At 34.1% G+C, this 18,658-nt stretch carries 16 protein-coding genes and 1 tRNA gene; all 17 read right to left on the reverse strand.

What is annotated here, in order from left to right; translation table 11 throughout:
* Positions 1 to 138: 138 nt before the first annotated feature.
* The 17 genes from HMPREF9071_RS06805 to HMPREF9071_RS06880 all read right to left on the reverse strand — a co-directional run bounded on the left by HMPREF9071_RS06805 (position 139) and on the right by HMPREF9071_RS06880 (position 18,652).
* Complete coding sequence (locus HMPREF9071_RS06805; RefSeq protein ID WP_009745869.1) at positions 139 to 714, reverse strand: hypothetical protein; 576 nt, start codon at positions 712 to 714, stop codon at positions 139 to 141.
* A 12-nt stretch (positions 715 to 726) separates the two neighbouring features.
* Positions 727 to 1,284 (reverse strand): hypothetical protein, encoded by a 558-nt coding sequence (locus HMPREF9071_RS06810; RefSeq protein WP_162859671.1) that lies wholly within the window; start codon positions 1,282 to 1,284, stop codon positions 727 to 729.
* A gap of 47 nt (positions 1,285 to 1,331) precedes the next feature.
* The gene (locus HMPREF9071_RS12250; protein ID WP_162859672.1) at positions 1,332 to 1,535 is read right to left on the reverse strand and encodes a hypothetical protein; all 204 of its coding nucleotides are present in this window, start codon (positions 1,533 to 1,535) and stop codon (positions 1,332 to 1,334) included.
* Between the two features lie 19 nt (positions 1,536 to 1,554).
* Complete coding sequence (locus HMPREF9071_RS06815; RefSeq protein WP_009745872.1) at positions 1,555 to 1,911, reverse strand: hypothetical protein; 357 nt, start codon at positions 1,909 to 1,911, stop codon at positions 1,555 to 1,557.
* A 481-nt stretch (positions 1,912 to 2,392) separates the two neighbouring features.
* Positions 2,393 to 6,850, reverse strand: a complete 4,458-nt coding sequence (gene dnaE / locus HMPREF9071_RS06820) for a DNA polymerase III subunit alpha (RefSeq protein WP_009745873.1) — start codon at positions 6,848 to 6,850, stop codon at positions 2,393 to 2,395.
* Between the two features lie 232 nt (positions 6,851 to 7,082).
* On the reverse strand, positions 7,083 to 8,711 hold the full coding sequence (groL, locus tag HMPREF9071_RS06825) for a chaperonin GroEL (protein ID WP_009745874.1): 1,629 nt from the start codon (positions 8,709 to 8,711) through the stop codon (positions 7,083 to 7,085).
* A gap of 19 nt (positions 8,712 to 8,730) precedes the next feature.
* Positions 8,731 to 9,006: a co-chaperone GroES gene (gene groES, locus HMPREF9071_RS06830; RefSeq protein ID WP_009745875.1), complete on the reverse strand. Its 276-nt coding sequence runs from the start codon at positions 9,004 to 9,006 to the stop codon at positions 8,731 to 8,733.
* Between the two features lie 93 nt (positions 9,007 to 9,099).
* The gene (locus HMPREF9071_RS06835) at positions 9,100 to 9,576 is read right to left on the reverse strand and encodes a CYTH domain-containing protein (RefSeq protein ID WP_009745876.1); all 477 of its coding nucleotides are present in this window, start codon (positions 9,574 to 9,576) and stop codon (positions 9,100 to 9,102) included.
* Positions 9,577 to 9,642: 66 nt separating this feature from the next.
* Positions 9,643 to 12,693 carry an AAA family ATPase gene (locus HMPREF9071_RS06840; RefSeq protein ID WP_009745877.1) on the reverse strand — a complete coding sequence of 1,017 codons (3,051 nt, stop codon included), beginning with the start codon at positions 12,691 to 12,693 and terminating at the stop codon, positions 9,643 to 9,645.
* Positions 12,693 to 13,910: an exonuclease subunit SbcD gene (locus tag HMPREF9071_RS06845; RefSeq protein ID WP_009745878.1), complete on the reverse strand. Its 1,218-nt coding sequence runs from the start codon at positions 13,908 to 13,910 to the stop codon at positions 12,693 to 12,695. Before HMPREF9071_RS06845 ends, HMPREF9071_RS06840 begins: the two co-directional genes overlap by 1 nt.
* 112 nt (positions 13,911 to 14,022) lie before the next feature.
* On the reverse strand, positions 14,023 to 14,505 hold the full coding sequence (locus HMPREF9071_RS06850; RefSeq protein ID WP_009745879.1) for a biopolymer transporter ExbD: 483 nt from the start codon (positions 14,503 to 14,505) through the stop codon (positions 14,023 to 14,025).
* A gap of 5 nt (positions 14,506 to 14,510) precedes the next feature.
* Positions 14,511 to 15,140, reverse strand: coding sequence for a biopolymer transporter ExbD (locus HMPREF9071_RS06855; RefSeq protein ID WP_009745880.1), 630 nt, complete (start codon positions 15,138 to 15,140; stop codon positions 14,511 to 14,513).
* Between the two features lie 2 nt (positions 15,141 to 15,142).
* Positions 15,143 to 15,559 (reverse strand): hypothetical protein, encoded by a 417-nt coding sequence (locus HMPREF9071_RS06860; protein ID WP_009745881.1) that lies wholly within the window; start codon positions 15,557 to 15,559, stop codon positions 15,143 to 15,145.
* Between the two features lie 25 nt (positions 15,560 to 15,584).
* Positions 15,585 to 16,301, reverse strand: a complete 717-nt coding sequence (locus HMPREF9071_RS06865; RefSeq protein ID WP_009745882.1) for a MotA/TolQ/ExbB proton channel family protein — start codon at positions 16,299 to 16,301, stop codon at positions 15,585 to 15,587.
* A gap of 38 nt (positions 16,302 to 16,339) precedes the next feature.
* Positions 16,340 to 16,427: transfer RNA gene (locus tag HMPREF9071_RS06870), tRNA-Ser, on the reverse strand.
* Between the two features lie 69 nt (positions 16,428 to 16,496).
* The gene (locus tag HMPREF9071_RS06875; RefSeq protein ID WP_009745883.1) at positions 16,497 to 17,528 is read right to left on the reverse strand and encodes an asparaginase; all 1,032 of its coding nucleotides are present in this window, start codon (positions 17,526 to 17,528) and stop codon (positions 16,497 to 16,499) included.
* A complete protein-coding gene (locus tag HMPREF9071_RS06880; RefSeq protein WP_009745884.1) occupies positions 17,525 to 18,652 on the reverse strand; it encodes a 1-acyl-sn-glycerol-3-phosphate acyltransferase in 1,128 nt (375 codons plus the stop codon). The genes HMPREF9071_RS06875 and HMPREF9071_RS06880 overlap by 4 nt, the downstream gene beginning before the upstream one ends.
* Between the last annotated feature and the right edge of the window lie 6 nt (positions 18,653 to 18,658).

Raw genomic sequence — 18,658 nt, forward strand, 5'->3', positions numbered from 1 at the left:
TTTATTAGGGTTTATCTCCAAGTTCCTAAAAAAAGTTTAAACACGTTTTTTGTGAAAATCCTATATTTCCTACCAAACATACTAAAAATAAAATTACTTTTTTCATATTTTGTTATTTATAAATTTGAAATTCTACAATTATTTTTTTGATTTCTCTTTTTCTTTAATTTCTTTTAAATAATATTTCGAATAACCTATTCCTTTTGCTTTTTTTAGTGCTTTTTTAGCGTTTTTAAAATCATTAATATTGAAATAAGCTAGTCCTAAATAATAATTTATTACTTTTGTATTATGATTAATAGAGTAACAACTGTATATAATACTCTCATAGTGTCCTTTTTCTAATTTTTCTTTTAATAAATCAATAAGTTGCTTGTGTCTCATTTCAAGGAGATCTCTTGTATCTTCTCTGGGTGTTTTTCTATAACTTATATAAGCATAGTTATAAGATTCAGGTAAATTTTCTTCCTCATAGTAAATTCTACTTTTAAGACCATATCCCATGAAATCATTAGGAGCTGCACGGATTACATCATCAGCAAAACTATGAGCGTCACTAAATTCTTTATAATCAATAGCAATATTACATTTTCCTATTAGATCTTCAAGATATGCTCTTTTGTACTCATATGCTTCTCTTAAAGCCTCATAGTTATTTTGAGAAAATCCAATATATCCTATGAAGCAAACTAAAATTAAAATTAATTTTTTCATTATAACTTGTTTTTAAAATTCACTTAGAGATCTTTGTCTTTGCATTTCTTTATCATAGACTTGTATATAACCAGTATTAAGATCATAGTCAGATGGTTCGGAATAACTTTTAGAAAAATTTACTCTAAATAGTTCTAAACGAACTTTCTCTCCATTCCAAATAGCGCCATCTGTTATTACACCTGTCTCATTTGTAGGTTGATGCCATTTTCTACCATAAGCATTTTCTAAAGCAGATAATATTTCTTGAAACTGTCCTTGAGTAAATTCCTTATCTATATCTCCAAATATTACTTGGATACTATAGAGTTTATTCTTGAAAAAAGTCAAGTTGATATGAGATACAGGAACAAAAAAGACAGTTTTAATATCTTTTCCTATATAGATATATTCGGAAATATTTGGGCTTTGATCAAATTGACGTTCTTCCTTTTTGATATTCTTAATTTGATTAGGTGTACTACCTAATTTGAAATGCTTAAAACCATTCTTTATATCTAAATCTTTTACAGATTGAGCAAAAATGACATTAGAGATAATGATTGAAAACAGAAAAATTATTCTTTTCATAAAATTATACATTATATTGTTTATAATAAAAATTATTTGATAGTTTGTTACTTCCATTTTTCACATATACCACAAGTACCACCTCGTTTATGGCAGTGCTTGCAAGCGGAGCAATTCTTACAGGCTCTACAAGGAGAAGCACCTACACATCTCTTGCATTCAGTTTCTTTATAAGGTTGCGGTTCTGAGGAATGGTTACTTGTCCCTCCCATAAAGCCTATACAAAGTAGGCTTAAAAGTAGTGCTTTCATATTGATTTTTCCTTTAGACTTAATCAGTTGTTTGAAAACCATATAATTCCATTGTACTTATCAATCTATCATATTCATAAGTACTTGAAATTTTATATACATCACTAAAAGGTTCTGTATAGTTTTCTACTAAGAAGTACATAAACCTTCTATATTCAGGAAAATAGAAACGAGCTACAGAATAGACGTTGTCGTTTGATATATAAACCCAATCTGTAATTTGAAAAGTATTTTTTATCTCTGCTCGTCTGAGATTAGGAAAAAATACTTCCATTCTACTAATGATTCCCTCATATACTTTTAGTCCGTGTGATATTCTTTGAGAGAAAACGTGTGCGGTAAACACAAAAAATAGAATCATCAATATTTTTTTCATCTTATTCAAAAATTTAAATTTCTCCCTACTCTCTTATAGGCTTTTCGGGATACGCCTTTTATAACCTTTTCGTCCTTCGGATAACGGATATGTTAGATTCTTTAGATAATAAAAAAGCAAACCTACTCGCAGGAAATCCCGCGAGCAGGCTTGCTCGTTAAAATATACACTGAAAACCAGCTACTTAATAAAGTGCTGTGCTGTGCTGTGCTTTGCTGTGCTGTGCTAAATAAAGATTATTTAGAACAACAAAGTTACGAATTTTCAGCGAGTTACGCAAATTTTTCATAGAAAAACTAAATTTTACAGTTAGGTATTTTCAGATAGCAAAAATAATGAAAATATTTGAATTTAATTAGGAATTAATGTTAAATTTTAATAGGATTCTTGAAATAGTGTTTGGGATGGTTTCTTAGGGCTGTTTTTGGACCGTACGACATCCAATAGTTACTGTAACTATAGAGGTGGCGCCGGACATTCTTCATTCTTCACTTTCAAAGTTCTCTTCCATTATGAATTCTTCTTCTAAGGGAGTGATTTCTTCTTCCTCTCGTATTTTGTTCAACCAACGTGTCTCATCATTAATACGATATAGCATAGTGGTAGCCGAGAGCCTGTCAAAGAGTTCTTTGCTGATAGTTACCTTAGAATAGTAGCTATTTAAGGGTAGTTCAATCTCTTTTTCACCATTTCTTCCTATAATAAGAAAGCTAATAGGAGTATTTCCCTTGAATTCTTTTAGAAAACTCTTGAAAAAATCTAAATTCTCTTTATTAACCTGTTGGACATCTGTGGCAATTTGTAATTTATGAATATTACTTAGTGCATTTTCTAAGAAATCAATATAAGTAAAGTTTATCTTAGGGGCACTTTGTTGTCCTTCTTTGTTTATATAACCTGTGGAGATGTAAGCCTTGATGAAGACAAATTGATTTTCGGATAGGAAATGGCGAAACTTAAGGTATTCTTCGCCAAAGATACGAAATTCAGCTACACCGCTATAGTCTTCTATGGTGAAGATTCCCCATCCTTTACCTGTCTTGCTGGTCTTATGTTCTGTCTTGGTGATGATACCTCCGAATCGTACTACTTGGTTTTCTAGTCCTTCAAGCCCCCCAGATAGTTCTATTACTTCTTTGTTACAGAGATATTGCAGTTGGTATTTGAAGATATCCAAAGGGTGTCCAGAGATATAGATACCCACTACTTCTTTTTCTCGACGGAGCTTTTCCATTGGACTCCATTCTTCAGTATAGGGCATTTTTGGTTCAGGGATTTGTGTTTCAGGGCTGTCTCCAAAGAGGCTTAACTGTATGGATTTGGCGCTTTCTTGTGCTTTGGCACCGTAGCGGAGTATTTTTTCTAAGAAAACCATATTCTCCGAAGGCTCTTGGTGGAAGAATTGTGCGCGGTGTACCTCAGGGAAGGAATCGAACCCGCCGGCTAAGGCAAGACTCTCGAAAGCCTTCTTGTTAGCCGACTTGAGGTCTATGCGCTTTACCATATCAAAGATGGATTGGTAAGCTCCTGATTTTCGTGTCTCTACGATAGTATCCACAGCAGCCTTACCCAATCCCTTGACGGCTCCCATTCCAAAGCGTATTGCCCCCTCTTTGTTGACGGTAAACTTGTACTCGGATTCGTTCACATCAGGACTGAGCACCTTGATACCCATACGATGGCATTCAGAAAGGAAGAAGCTGATGGACTTGATGTCATTCATATTGTTGGAGAGTACTGCCGCCATGAATTCGGCAGGATAATTTGCCTTGAGATAAGCCGTTTGGTAGGCAATCCACGCATAGCAAGTAGAGTGTGATTTGTTAAAGGCGTAGCTGGCAAAGGCTTCCCAGTCCTTCCATATCTTCTCCAAGACCTCAGCAGGATGCCCTTTTTTTCCGCCACCTTCAATAAACTTAGGCTTCATCTCAGCTAAGACATCTTTGAGTTTTTTTCCCATCGCCTTTCTTAGCTTATCGGCTTCTCCCTTGGTGAATCCTGCTAATTTTTGGGAAAGAAGCATTACCTGCTCTTGGTATACGGTGATACCGTAGGTGTCTTTGAGGTATTCTTCCATATCAGCCAAGTCATAGGTGATAGGCTCTATACCTTGTTTGCGATGGATAAAACTTGGAATATAGTCCATAGGTCCCGGACGGTAGAGGGCATTCATAGCGATTAGGTCGGCGAAGACGGTAGGTTTAAGTTCACGCATATATTTTTGCATACCGGGGGACTCATATTGGAAAATTCCTATAGTCTCACCTCGTTGGAAAAGGGCATAAGTAGGCTTGTCATCCAAGGGAATATGATCTATGTCTAACTCAAATCCGTGTCGTTTTTGGATTAAAGATACGGCATCCTTGAGAATGGTAAGGGTTTTCAGTCCCAAGAAGTCCATCTTCAAGAGACCTGCACTCTCTACGACAGAGTTGTCAAACTGAGTAACAAATAAGTCCGAATCCTTGGCGAGCATCACAGGAACAAAGTTGGTAATATCGTCAGGGGTGATGATGACTCCACAGGCATGGATGCCTGTATTGCGTACTGATCCTTCCAAGATACAAGCCTGTTGGACAGTTTTGGCTGAGAGGTCATGTCCCTCAGCGATTTTCTTGAGTTTATCAATTTTTGGTAAGTCACTACCTACCTTTTCTTTAAGTTCCTCATCGGTAAGGGAAAAGATTTTCTTAAGAGAGATATTAGGAATCAGTTTGGCTATCTGGTCGGCTTCTTTCAGCGGCAAGTCCAGAACTCGAGCAGTATCACGTATAGAGGACTTTGCAGCCATAGTTCCATAAGTGGCTATTTGAGCAACTTGATTGGCACCATATTTGCCAATCACATAGTCCAAAACACGTCCACGTCCGTCATCCTCAAAGTCAATATCAATATCGGGCATGCTTACACGGTCAGGATTGAGAAAACGCTCAAAAAGCAGATCGTATTTAATAGGGTCAATATTGGTAATTCCTAAGCAATAAGCCACAGCAGAGCCTGCAGCAGAACCACGACCAGGTCCTACCGAAACACCCATATTGCGTGCGGCAGTGATGAAATCCTCCACAATGAGAAAGTAACCAGGATATCCTGTTTTTTCTATAATAGAAAGTTCAAAATCAAGGCGTTCGCGTACTTCATTGGTGAGTTCTTTATATCGTTTTTTGGCGCCTAAGTAGGTAAGATGTCTGAGGTATTTGTTCTCTCCCTTCTTGCCAGTAGGGTCGCCCTCCATTTGGAATTCCTTGGGAATGGAAAATTTAGGAAGGAGAATATTGCGAGCCAATTCATAAGGGGTTATCTTATCAATAATTTCCTTAATAGAAAGAATGGCTTCAGGGATATCCTTGAAGAGTTCTTTCATCTGCTGGGAGGATTTGAAGTAGTACTCTTCATTAGGCAATCCATTGCGGAAGCCGCGTCCCTGTCCAATGGTAGTGGCTTGTTTTTCCCCATCCTTCACGCAGAGTAAAATGTCATGCGCATTGGCATCCTGAGGGCTGATATAATAAGTATTGTTAGTGGCAACCAATTTGACTCCGTGCTTTTTAGCCAATTCTATAAGAACGGCATTGGCACGGTTTTCGTTCTCCTGTCCATGTCGCATAAGTTCTATATAGAAGTCCTCTTGGAAGTGTTCCTTCCACCACAGTAGAGCCTCTTCCGCTTGTCGGTTTCCTAAATTCAGTATCTTAGAAGGAATTTCCCCCTGTAGGTTTCCGGAGAGGACAATCAATTGATCTTTATACTGTTCTACAATTCCTTTATCTATACGGGGAACATAGTAGAAGCCTTCTGTATAAGCAATAGAAGCCATTTTGATTAAGTTCTGGTATCCGTCTTTGTTCTTTGCTAAGAGAACAACCTGATATCCATTGTCTTTCTTAGTCTTATCTAAGTGATTCTCGCATATATAGAACTCACAACCTATAATAGGTTTGATTAAGGTATGGGTGGCAGGTTTTCCTTCCTCCTCCAATTTGGCATTTTTAGCCTTAGCTTCTTTATTATGCTTGGCTACTTCTTTGGTAAAGTGAAAAGCCCCCATCATATTACCATGATCAGTAAGAGCTACAGCAGGCATGTTTTCTTTGGCAGCTGCTGTTACCAAATCGGCTATGGAGGCAGTAGACTGTAATACAGAATGTTGAGAGTGGTTATGTAAGTGTGCAAAAGGAGCAGACTGTAAGAGAGTAAGGTTCTCGGTAAGTTCTGTTGCTGATAATGAGATATCTTCCTTGCTTTTTAATTTCTCTGAGGCTACTTTCAAGTTGATATGATGTAAGCCCCAAAGGGGAATAGGGGAGAGATATTTTTCCTGAATAAGCCTTATTGCTTGTTCAGAAACTTGTGAGGGGGAGAATCCTTCGCCTCTACGAAGAAGTTCAAAAAAACAACGAGCAGTCGCCTCTACGTCAGCGGTAGCATTATGTGCTTCAGCAAAAGGAGTGCCAAATAAGAATTCATGTAGTTCGGTAAGGTTCGGATATTTAAACTTTCCAGCACGTCCTCCGGGAATTCTACATAACTCAGCAGTGAGTTCGGTACAGGTATCAAGTACGGGGAGTTTGGATAGGACAGAACTTACTCCATAACGATAGAATTCTGCCCCCATGATATGGATATCAAAACCTATATTTTGTCCTACTATGTACTGTGTCTTGGCGAGAGCCTTCTCGAATTCCTCAAATACATGATGGATACTCACCCCCCGCTTCGTAGCCAATTCTGTAGAGATACCATGGATACGTTCGGCATCGTAGGGAATGGTAAAGCCATCAGGAGTTATCAGAAAATCTTTATGTTCTAAAAGCTGTCCCTTATGGTCATGCAATTGCCAAGCAATTTGTACTGCACGAGGCCAGTTTTCGCTATCGCTAATGGGAGCATTGTAGTTGCGAGGGAGTCCAGTAGTTTCCGTATCAAAGATTAAGTACATAAAAAAGTCTTTTTAGATAATTGATAATTAATACTATACGGTGTAATATTGATTATCAGTATTATATATAATAAATTTGAGAAACAAAAATACTATATTTTTTTTATTTTTCCATCTTGTTATTGTAAATAATTTGTTAAAGATAATAAAGTAAAAAAGACTGATTCTTAATTCATAAAGAAAAACCCGCCAAAGGAATGACGGGTTTTAAGATTTATATATGATGTATTGATTACATCATTCCAGGCATACCTCCACCCATAGGAGGTGCGGCAGGAGTATCTTCTTTAATATCAACTAAGGCACATTCGGTAGTAAGAATCATTCCAGCTATAGAGGCTGCATTTTCCAAAGCTACACGGGTAACTTTCTTAGGATCAATGATACCAGCACGGAACATATCTACATACTTTTCTGATTTAGCATTATAACCAAAAGAATTTCTGCTGTCTAATACTTTGGCAATCACTACAGAACCTTCACCTCCAGCATTTTCTACAATAGTACGTAGAGGAGATTCTACAGCGCGGTATACGATTTGGATACCGGTAATTTCATCACTATTGTCTGTTTTAATTTTGTTAAGTACATTTCTAGCACGTAATAGAGCTACTCCACCACCAGCTACGATACCTTCTTCTACAGCTGCACGAGTTGCATGAAGAGCATCATCCACACGGTCTTTCTTTTCTTTCATTTCTACTTCAGAAGGAGCTCCTACATAAAGGACAGCTACTCCGCCTGCTAATTTAGCCAAACGTTCTTGAAGTTTTTCTTTGTCGTAATCAGAAGTAGTTACTTCTATTTGAGCTTTAATTTGCCCTACACGAGCTTGAATATCTTCACTCTTACCAGCACCATTTACGATAGTGGTATTATCTTTGTCAATAGATACACGTTCTGCATGACCAAGCATATCTATAGTAGCATTTTCAAGTGTGAATCCTCTTTCTTCAGCAATTACGGTACCTCCTGTTAGGATAGCAATATCTTCAAGCATTGCTTTACGACGGTCACCAAAACCAGGAGCTTTTACAGCGGCAATACGCAAGGCACCACGAAGTTTGTTTACTACTAAAGTAGCCAAGGCTTCACCATCAATATCTTCTGCAATAATAAGGAGTGACTTACCAGATTGTGCAACAGGTTCTAGGATAGGTAATAAATCCTTCATAGCAGATATTTTCTTATCATATAGAAGGATAAAAGGATTCTCAAGCTCTGCAATCATTTTCTCAGAGTTGGTTACAAAGTAAGGGGAGAGGTAGCCACGATCAAACTGCATACCTTCAACGATATCCACATAAGTATCAGTTCCTTTAGCTTCTTCTACCGTAATAACTCCTTCTTTACCTACTTTTTTAAATGCATCAGCAATAAGTTCTCCTATAGTATCATCATTATTAGCAGAGATAGCAGCTACTTGACGAATTTTATCAATAGAATCACCTACCTTTTGACTTTGCTTCGCTAATTCATTTACGATAGCATTTACGGATTTATCAATACCTCTTTTTAAATCCATGGGATTAGCACCTGCAGCTACATTTTTAAGTCCCTCTCTTACAATAGCCTGTGCAAGTACAGTGGCAGTAGTAGTACCATCACCTGCAAGATCATTGGTCTTGGAGGCTACTTCCTTTACCATTTGTGCTCCCATATTTTCAAGAGCATCAGGAAGTTCTACTTCTTTAGCTACAGTAACTCCATCTTTAGTAACCGTAGGGGCACCGAATGATTTGCTAATAATTACATTACGTCCTTTAGGACCTAATGTTACTTTCACTGCATTGGCAAGGGCATCTATTCCTTTTTTTAAGCCATCACGTGCATCAATATCAAATTTTATATCTTTTGCCATATTCTTTTATTTTTTAAATTTATACAATTGCTAATACATCGCTCTCACGCATGATAAGGTAAGTCTTCCCTTCCAATTTAAGTTCGGTTCCTGCATATTTCCCATAAAGAACCTCATCTCCCACTTTAAGGGTTACAGGATTTTCTTTAGTTCCTGCTCCTACAGCAACCACTTTTCCTCTTTGTGGTTTTTCTTGAGCAGTATCAGGAATAATAATTCCAGAAGCGGTAGTCGTTTCAGCGGGTGCTGGTTCTATTAGCACTCTATCGGCTAATGGTTTTAATTTTACACTCATATTTATTCTATTTATTTTATAAATCTGTATTCTCTGTAAGCATAAAGTATGCCAACCTAACAAATATGTCAATTTGTCAGTGATTATATAGGGCTACTGTTTCCAATTCTTATAAGGATTTTTGCTTAAATAACTATTGTAATAACGAGTATCTCCAGTAACTTCTAAGCCAATCCAAGAAGGTTTTTCAAAGAATTGATACTCATTGTCTAATTCTATTTCAGCAATAATAAGCCCCTCATTTTCACCATGAAATACATCTACCTCATAAAGAGAATGATTGATGAGTACTTCATAACGAGTCTTTTCAATAGAGAAAGGTTCACATAAAGGTAATAAAGTGTAGACATCATTAACGGAAATTTCTTTTTCCCATTCGAACCTGCTGATTCCATTAGTACTTTCTCCTTTAATGGTAAGATATCCTTTTTCTCCTTTTAATCGTACCCGTACTGTTCTACAGGGGTCTGTATTGAGAAAAGCTTGTATAATTTGGGTGTTTTTGTGTGATTGAGAAATAAAATCTGTATTTCTAACTAAAAATTTTCGTTCAATTTCAATAAAATTCATGGTATTTACTATTAAATATAGGAATTTAACTGACAAAATTTCTCTTTTTGTGTCATCGAAGACTATTTATGACATATTTATAAGGCTACCTTTCTCAGAATCTTTTGTAACTGTTAGTGAAATAGGGATACGCTCCTTGAGTTCTTCCACATGAGAGATAATTCCTACGATACGATTATCTTTCAATAGATTAGTGATTGTTTCAAATACAATATTAATAGATTCACTATCCTGAGTACCAAAACCTTCATCTATGAAAAAGAAATTCTTATCTGCTTTGGCATTGCTTTGTACACTTTCAGCTAAAGCTAAAGCAAGACTTAAGGAAACTTGAAAAGCCTGCCCTCCAGAGAGAGTCTTCACACTTCTGCTTCGTCCTTCATTGAGATAATCTATTATTTCAAATTCATTATTCTCATTTAGCTGTAAGCTTAATTGACCTCGAGTCATTTGCTGAAAACGTATATTAGCATATTCACAAAGTTGCTGCAGATAAATAGAGGAAATATATTGAACAAATCCTTGTCCTCTGAAAATATTATCTAAGAGTTTTATATTTTCATTACGTTGCTTGTAGTATTCTACAGATTTTATAATCTCTTTCTTTGTAATGTAGGCTTTTTTCAAGCGTTCCAATTCACTTTCTATTTTTACGCAGGTATCATTATTAATCTTTATCTCTTGTTCTTTACTTAAATATTGGCTTTCTATATCATTAAATACTTGGTAACTAAATGATTTTTGATTAAATTTCATTTCTAATTCTTTGATTTGCTCTTGCAATGATTTATAATGAACCCGAAATGTTTGTATTTTTACTTGATTCTCTTCAATAGCTATAGGTGTACTTAGGATAGTTTTTACATCTTCAAACTTTATCTGCTCTTGTTTGAGTACTTTTTCTAAAGTATTTTCCGTGGAAGAGAGTTCTTCCTCCCATTTGTCAAGGAGTTCATTAGTATTTTTCAAATGTGCATCATACTGTGATTCTAAAGGAATTATATTATTTTTTTCCTCTGTTAATGTTAGGTATATTTCCTCTGTTTGTTTGTTTGAAAGAGACCTCTCTTGATATTCTTTTTCAATCAAGGTATATTCCTTTTTTAGATAATCATTAAAGGAAAGTATCTTGATATTTTCTTTTTTACTTGAAATATTTCCTTGTAAAGAAGCTATATTTTTGTAAATATTGCTAAGCCTATCTCTATATTTTTTTAATTTTTCCTGAAGATTTTCTACTTCTTTTAATATTTTTTTGTGGGATGTCTCTTTCTCTTCGATTTTACTTTCAAGATCAGCTGCAAGCTTCTGCTTTTGTAAGTAAAGAGAATGATCATCAATAGAAAATTCTTTCCATGTAAAATTTCTAATATGTTCCGAAATGTCTTTCTCTATTTGTGTAAATATATTCCTCTCTGAAGAAAGTTGAGCATCAAATATTTTTTTTCTATCAATATATTTTTCTATTTGAAAGAGTGTTTGTTGTAACCTTTCCTGTTTTATTTCGATATTTTTTATTGATTCTTTAGCAGATGCTATCTCATTACTTACATCTTCAAAAAGAGGAATATGAGGATGTTCTAATGAACCACACAAAGGGCAAGGAACTCCCTTATGAAGTCCTTGTGAATAATGTGCTAACTGACATTGTATTTCAAGTTGGCTTATTTTCTGGCTAAGAGTTTGTTTCTCATTCTGTAAGAGTTCTTTTCTTTTATCTATTTTTTCTTTATAATCTGAGGGAATCCCATTTTTTAATGAAGTAAATGTATCTAAATCCTTTGAAATATCCTGTAATTGTTTTTCTAAAGTACTTATCTTATTTATTTGCTTATTTCTATTTTCTTTTAAAATATGATACTTTTCATACCAATTACCTACCTCTAAAAGTATTTTATTATCTATTCGTTGTTTCTTAAGAGTTTCTATATTAATTTCAAGTGAAGATATAGTTTCTTTCTGCTTTTTAAGCATTCTTTCTTCTTCCTCAATTATATTCTTTCCTTTTTGGGCATTTTCTTCCTCAGTTATTAGTTCTTTTTGTAAAGGAATGATAGATAGTATTTGTTTTAAATCATCTTCTACTATTTTTGTTTGAGAGAGTTGATTAAATTTCTTTTGTATGGATTCAATTCTTTGATTAAGGTTCGCAATTTTTTCTCTTATTTCCTTAAGTTTAGTAACTTCTGTCTCCTTTTTAACTTTATATGAATTTACTTCATTTTGTATCTTTTCTTTATTATCTAATAAGTTTTTAAATAGTCTTTCTATTCTTTCGTAGGTATTTACTTTTATCTCTAATGCATCAATAATAACTTTTTGTTTATCAAGGGAAGAAAATTCATCCTTTTTTTTGTTTAAGAGTTCATAATCTGATTTCAGAATTTTGAGTTGTTCATATTGGCTTTTTATATATATGAATTGTGTTTTTAAGGTTTTTTGTTTTTCTTTTTCTAAATCAAGTTTTTCTTTCTGAAATTGGATATTTTCTTCATTTATTTCATCAAGTCCCTTAAGTTGTCCTTCTTTAAAACTTAGTTTTTCGCCATTTTCTTTCTTTATTTTTGCTATATTTTCTGATAAATCAAATTTTTGTAGATTAAAGATTTCCTTCATCATTTCAGTCCTATCCTTGGCGCCAAGTTCTAAAAATTCTTTAAATTGTCCTTGAGGAATAATGATAGTTCGCTTGAAATTATTATAGCTTAATCCTATGATATCCTGTGGGTTAGCATTCTCTAAAGGAATCCATTGTTTGTTCTTATTTTCATAGAACTGTACAGTAGGGCTTTTTACATCATTGAAATTCTTACTGTTACGCTTATATTCTCTTACTACACGAAATATTTTATTTTCAAAATTAAGGAACTCAAAATCAATATAGAAACGGTTTGATTTGAGATTTAGCATGTTATAATTTCTTTTATCATTAACACTATTTAAGCGTTCAGTTCGTCCGTAAAGAGCAAAGGTAATAGCCTCTAAGATAGAGGATTTTCCTGAACCTACTGCTCCAAAAATACCAAATAATCCAGCTTCTGTAAGTAGAGAAAAATCAATTTCTTGTCTTTTTTGATAGGAATAAATCCCTTCTATGGTAAGATATAAAGGTAACATTATTGAGCTGATAGAATTTCTTTAAATAAATTAATAATTTCTTTATTAGGAGCAATGCCATTATTTTTGTATTTGAAATATTTTTCAAATAAAGGAATGACATTTTGAAAATTAATATCTTGAAAAGTTAATCCATTGTGAATTTTATTGGATTCTTCCGTAAGGAGTTTTGGAATGAGATATACAATTCCTGAATGAGCATTGTAGAGTTTCTTCCTGTCTACAGCCTTTAGAAATTCTTTTAATTCAATGGTTAGTTCCAACCAAGTATTTGGATGTTTCTCTAACCAACTTACAGCATTATCCACTGTATGAAAGGTTTTGCGTATTAATTGTTTTCCACTATGCAAAGCAACTTTTGAAAAAGTCACTTCTTTATTGGGCTGAGCATCAACGATAACTACATATTTTTCTTGACCTGCCTCACTAAAACTATAACAGAGAGGAGAAGAGGAGTATACAATAGGTTTTTCTTTGCTACCAATATTTTTGAAATTATGCAAGTGACCCAAAGCTGTATATTGTATTTCACTAGGAATAGCATCGGAATAAATCATATCAGCATTTCCTATTCTGATAGGTCGCTCTCCTTCAGGTTCTTCTAAAGGTTCTCCATTTTTTGGATTTATAAATAGGTGTGCAGTAAGAATATTGACTCCTTTATTGTCACAGAATTCATGTGCTAATAATTCCCAGTTTTTGGCTAATAAATTATTAATTCCTAATGGTTTATCTTCACCTAAATCTTGTTTCAATCGTGATTCATTGGCATAAGAAGTATGTAAGATTCTTAGAGGATAGTTATATTTTTCTATTTGAAGTTCTATAAATCCCCTAGCTGATCGCAGGACTTTGAAATGCTCTGTTTCAAAGGGAGTTACTTGAACATTGGGTTGACCTATAAGGATAATTCCACATTCACGAGCTAAAGGGTCAGGAGCTTCAATAAGTTTAGGAGCGTCATGATTTCCTGAAATGGCAATAATAGGGCGAATACCATTAGGGGATAATCGCTTTAATGTTCTGTAGAAAAGCTCTATAGATTCCGTATTTGGAGTGAAATTATCAAACAAATCTCCTGCAATAATTACAACATCAACATGCTCTCTATTGGCTATTTTAATGATTTCATCCATTACAGCACATTGCTCCTCCATGCGAGAGAATTGATTTAATTTTTTTCCCAAGTGCCAATCGGCAGTATGCAGAATTCTCATAATTTAAATTTACTAATTTGCGGGTATGAAAAAATCCGCAAAAACATATATTTTACGGATTTGATAAAAAATAATATAAACTATAAAAACTACAATTTTCACATTACTACACTTAATCACTTAACACAGAAGGAGTTCCTTCTTTTGTTATATAATTAATTTTTAGTGCATTAATATCTCTCAGCTTCTCTTTTAAGTCTCCAATAATTCCCATTTTAGTATGCTTATCTACCTTTAAAGAAGTTATAAATATTTCTTTATATCTCTCTTGTAAACCTTCTTTATATTTTAGGATAGGAGTTCCTATTTTATCTACGTCTACAAATACATCATTTATTTGTAATCTTGCATTTTTTCCATATTTTTCTTGATATCTTTGTAAAGGCTCTCCAGCATATACGTATATTACAGGATCCTTTTTATCTAATTTCTGCACTTGATTAGCAGTAGGTAGATCATTGGTTACCATGATTTCTCCATCCTTGGATTGAGTTACTGTCATAAAAAAGAACAGAAGCATGAAAATAATATCAGGCAGAGATGCAGTTGAGATAGGAGGTACTCCTTCACTTTTTTTCTTATTGAACTTTGCCATCACTATTAATTTTTATCTTTTTTTATACTTGCTTCCACCAATTTCTTTGGAAATAGCTCTTGTAGCTTTTCTAATTTTGGTCTTAATTCCTCTTTCCTCTTATCGGAAGTCTTAGCAGCATTAAATTCTGCATCCATTTCCTTATAGGAAACTTCATTAGGATATAATCTTTTTCTTTCTCTTTCTCTTAGTTCATAATAAGCCGCTACTAATTCATTTTGTACGACTATGTATGTATCATAATTAGTTTCACGATCATTTTGTAAGGAGATTACAGCCTTATTGGGATTATCTGATGAAGTTGGGTCATGCTTTCCCTGACAATAACTACAGGCTTCATCTGCGCTACCTCCTCCATTATCTAAGAATTCAACAGCTGCCTTTCTAAGATTTTTGATATTCATCAATTTGTCCTCTACTAATAACTGATTTTGTTTATTAACCAATACAACAAAAAGATTTCGTTCATTAATAGGAGGCTCTTGTTGTTCTTGTTGAGGAACTTTAGGAGGTAATTTTGCAGTTATGCCCGCATTGGAACTTATGTCGGTTGTTACTAAGAAAAATATTAGTAACAAAAAAGCTATGTCCGCCATAGAACCAGCATTTACTTCGGGTATTGAACGTCTTGCCATCTTTAAGTTCTTTTAATTACTGAATAGATTACAGAAATTAATGAAATAAGTAAGAGTAAATAAGTTGCCATAATACCTGCACTTATCCACTGATAAGTACTATCTGTACCAAAAAGTACATAGGAGAGTGGGTAAGAGATCACTAAGATACCTAGAAAAACTCCTGTATAAATTAATATCTTTTTAAGAGATTTTGGAGAAGATAGTATATTTTTTGTAGCAGATAGAATAACCGCTGCTAATCCAAAAATAAGTAGCAGATAAGTTACAAAGAACATTCCCCTCATAGGAATATTTCCGATATTATTTTTCACATCATTGGAACTGAACATAAGCCAACCACAAAGAACTACTCCAGCAATACCGAAAATAAGTGCTACTATTTTTGCTATAAGTCCTACTATTTTTGTTTCATGCATAAATAGAGATTTTAGAGGTTAATAATTACTTTTTGTAGTCCACTAATAAGTCCACAAGAGAGATAGAAGCATCCTCCATATTATTTACTATACTATCTACTTTGGCTACAATATAATTATAGAAAACTTGCAATATCATCGCCACAATAAGTCCAAATACAGTAGTAAGTAGTGCTACTTGAATATCTCCAGCAATCAAGGAAGCATCTAACCCACCTGCTAAACTAATTTTTTCAAAGGCTTGAATCATCCCGATTACAGTTCCCATGAATCCTAACATTGGGGCAATTGAAATAAATAAAGATATCCATGAGACATTTTTTTCTAGGAGTCCCATTTGTACTCCTCCATAAGATACTACTGATTTTTCTACAATATCAATACCCTCATCTACGCGATCAAGTCCTTGATAAAAGATAGAGGCTACAGGACCAGGAGTGTTTCTGCAAACTTCTTTAGCAGCTTCTATTCCTCCATTTTTAAGGGCATCTTCCACATTCTCTAGTAATTTCTTAGTATTTGTGGTAGCCATTGTAAGGTAAATAATACGTTCAATGGCAACAGCAAGCCCAATGATAAGACACAAAAGAATAGGAGCCATATAGGCTGGACCTCCTTTTATAAAATATTCCTTGAAACTTTGATGAATGCTCGTCTCTTTTTCTGCTTCCTGTGCAAAAACAGTGGCAAAGTTTATGAAAAATAATGCGGCTAACACCAATTTTGAGTACCTTTTTTTCATTTTTTTCAATTTTAATCAGTAACAATTTATATTTGAAGCAGAGAGGAAGGGATTCGAACCCTCGATACGCTTTTGGCGTATACACACTTTCCAGGCGTGCTCCTTCGACCACTCGGACACCTCTCTATAAGTATCTTTTAACAAGACGTAAAATTATAACAAAAAAATAACCCTACAAGTTGTTTTTAGAAAACTTTATGATATTTCTCCCTGAATTTCTTTTTCATATTTGATTTTCAGTTCTTTGTGCCTTATTTCTTTACCTAATAAGTACATTAACTTAGTAATAGCAGCCTCACTGGTAAGGTCTTTTCCATTAATAACACCTATATTCTCAAAATGAGAACCTGCTTCATAAGTGTTAGGAAGTACAAAACCACGTATACATTGTGTAATGTTGACTACAGCAACCCCTCTCTTTATAGCTTTTTCAATAGTTTTAAGAAACCACTCAGAAGTAGGTGCATTCCCTGATCCAAAAGTTTCCATAACTACCCCTTTGAGTGAAGGGATGTTTAGAATACCTTCTAAGATAGGTTCCGTGATATTGGGAAATATTTTTAAAAAAGTAACATTTGGATTAAAGTCTGTGAAAAGATTTAATTTTGTACTTTTATTTTCTTTATGCTTTAGATATTCATTATACACTTTTAAATGTACGCCACTCTCAGCAAGAATATGATAGTTTGGAGAATCAAAAGCTTGGAAGTTCTCAGCATCTATTTTAGTGGTGCGGTTACCACGATATAGTTTGTATTCAAAATATAAACAAACTTCTTGGATGACGGATTGGTTGTTCTCTTTTAAACTTGCTAAGCGGATGGAGGTAATTAGATTCTCTCTTGCATCAGTACGCAAATCTCCAATAGGGAGTTGTGATCCAGTAAAGATTACTGGCTTATCTAAGTTCTCAAGCATAAAACTTAACGCAGAGGCAGAATATCCCATAGTATCACTACCATGAAGAACTACAAAACCATCAAACTTATTATAATTCTCTTCAATACTCTGAGCAATCCTTTTCCAATGCGCAATGTTCATATCAGATGAATCAATAGGAGGATCGAATGAAACATGCTCGATGTCACTATCTAATTGAAAGAGTTCAGGGAGTCGTTCTTTGATTTTTTCAAAATGAAAAGGACGAAGAACCCCTGTTTCATAATCTTTCACCATTCCGATGGTACCTCCTGTATAAATGAGGAGAATTTTTGTTTTATTAGTCATAATTTTAATTTGTTAATGACGGGGTTGGCATACATTTCTAAAAATTTTTTTCGTGAAATATTTCCTTCAGAATTACTTCTATTTTCTATTCGTCTCTCAAATTGTCTTAGTTCTTTTTCTGTATATTTATCAGAGAATCTATCAGATTCTGTGAGTATATCATAAGCAATATAATTGGTAGGAAATAGTTTGTATTGAGAATGAATTCTTTCATCTAATAATTCTACGAGTGCTTGTATTTGCCGATTGCTATGTTCTTCTTCTTGAGCTATTATGTCCAATTCCTCATATAAAGGCTTTCCAACTGAAATGTGAACACATCCTTTTTGCCCTACAAAGCCTTGCACTATATTATTATAGTCTTCATTTTCTTGTTTTACATATTCCACTCCATGATGTTGGGCTAATAAAGCAGGTATTTTTAGTATATCAGTAGGGTCAAGTTCATAGGAGATCGCCATAGGAACAATATGTAATTGTTTGAAATAATTCATAAGAGAAGTGCTCTTTGGACAATTCATGGATAACATTTTAATAACTCCTTGTTGGGTTCGGTCATCTCCATCTTTAGTGCGTCCCTCTCGCTGTGCAATCCACACAGAACGATTTTTTTCAATAAGACAACGAGCAATGAATTTAGAGACAATTTGCGATTTTTGTAAAGTTTCTCTCGGTGGAAGTCCTCTGTGAATAATAAAATTACGGTTTAATTTAGCAAAAGCAAGTAAGAAAGGGGTGTTTACTAAATTACTTCCCATAGCTGAGGCAGTCATCTTAAAACCTTTCTCATATAATAATACATTGAGAAAAGAAGTATCCAATATAATATCTCGGTGGTTGGAAATAAATAAATATGCTTGAGAAGGGTTTAATAATTCAAATCCATCATCTGAAAATTGTGTTACACTTTTGTTAATAGCATTCTTAATAATGGGATACATTATTTTTGACTGGAAATCTCTTATTTTTCTACATGAAAGTAATATTTGCATTTGTTCTTCCTCACTAAGATTAGGAAAACCAAATTGCAATAATTGGTGTATGGTAGGGTTGTCCTTAATGTAAGCTAATATTTCAGAAACCTCACTGTCGTGAAAAGGACGTATTTGAGAAAAATCTGTCAAAATATT

Origin of the sequence: Capnocytophaga sp. oral taxon 338 str. F0234 (assembly GCF_000192225.1) — a bacterium.
Classification (GTDB): domain Bacteria; phylum Bacteroidota; class Bacteroidia; order Flavobacteriales; family Flavobacteriaceae; genus Capnocytophaga.

Bases quoted from the DNA above. Each gene is read 5' to 3' on its own strand.
- HMPREF9071_RS06805 (WP_009745869.1), bottom strand. From the start codon at position 714: ATGAAAAAATTAATTTTAATTTTAGTTTGCTTCATAGGATATATTGGA.
- HMPREF9071_RS06810 (WP_162859671.1), bottom strand. From the start codon at position 1,284: ATGAAAAGAATAATTTTTCTGTTTTCAATCATTATCTCTAATGTCATT.
- HMPREF9071_RS12250 (WP_162859672.1), bottom strand. From the start codon at position 1,535: ATGAAAGCACTACTTTTAAGCCTACTTTGTATAGGCTTTATGGGAGGG.
- HMPREF9071_RS06815 (WP_009745872.1), bottom strand. From the start codon at position 1,911: ATGAAAAAAATATTGATGATTCTATTTTTTGTGTTTACCGCACACGTT.
- dnaE (WP_009745873.1), bottom strand. From the start codon at position 6,850: ATGTACTTAATCTTTGATACGGAAACTACTGGACTCCCTCGCAACTAC.
- groL (WP_009745874.1), bottom strand. From the start codon at position 8,711: ATGGCAAAAGATATAAAATTTGATATTGATGCACGTGATGGCTTAAAA.
- groES (WP_009745875.1), bottom strand. From the start codon at position 9,006: ATGAGTGTAAAATTAAAACCATTAGCCGATAGAGTGCTAATAGAACCA.
- HMPREF9071_RS06835 (WP_009745876.1), bottom strand. From the start codon at position 9,576: ATGAATTTTATTGAAATTGAACGAAAATTTTTAGTTAGAAATACAGAT.
- HMPREF9071_RS06840 (WP_009745877.1), bottom strand. From the start codon at position 12,693: ATGTTACCTTTATATCTTACCATAGAAGGGATTTATTCCTATCAAAAA.
- HMPREF9071_RS06845 (WP_009745878.1), bottom strand. From the start codon at position 13,910: ATGAGAATTCTGCATACTGCCGATTGGCACTTGGGAAAAAAATTAAAT.
- HMPREF9071_RS06850 (WP_009745879.1), bottom strand. From the start codon at position 14,505: ATGGCAAAGTTCAATAAGAAAAAAAGTGAAGGAGTACCTCCTATCTCA.
- HMPREF9071_RS06855 (WP_009745880.1), bottom strand. From the start codon at position 15,140: ATGGCAAGACGTTCAATACCCGAAGTAAATGCTGGTTCTATGGCGGAC.
- HMPREF9071_RS06860 (WP_009745881.1), bottom strand. From the start codon at position 15,559: ATGCATGAAACAAAAATAGTAGGACTTATAGCAAAAATAGTAGCACTT.
- HMPREF9071_RS06865 (WP_009745882.1), bottom strand. From the start codon at position 16,301: ATGAAAAAAAGGTACTCAAAATTGGTGTTAGCCGCATTATTTTTCATA.
- HMPREF9071_RS06875 (WP_009745883.1), bottom strand. From the start codon at position 17,528: ATGACTAATAAAACAAAAATTCTCCTCATTTATACAGGAGGTACCATC.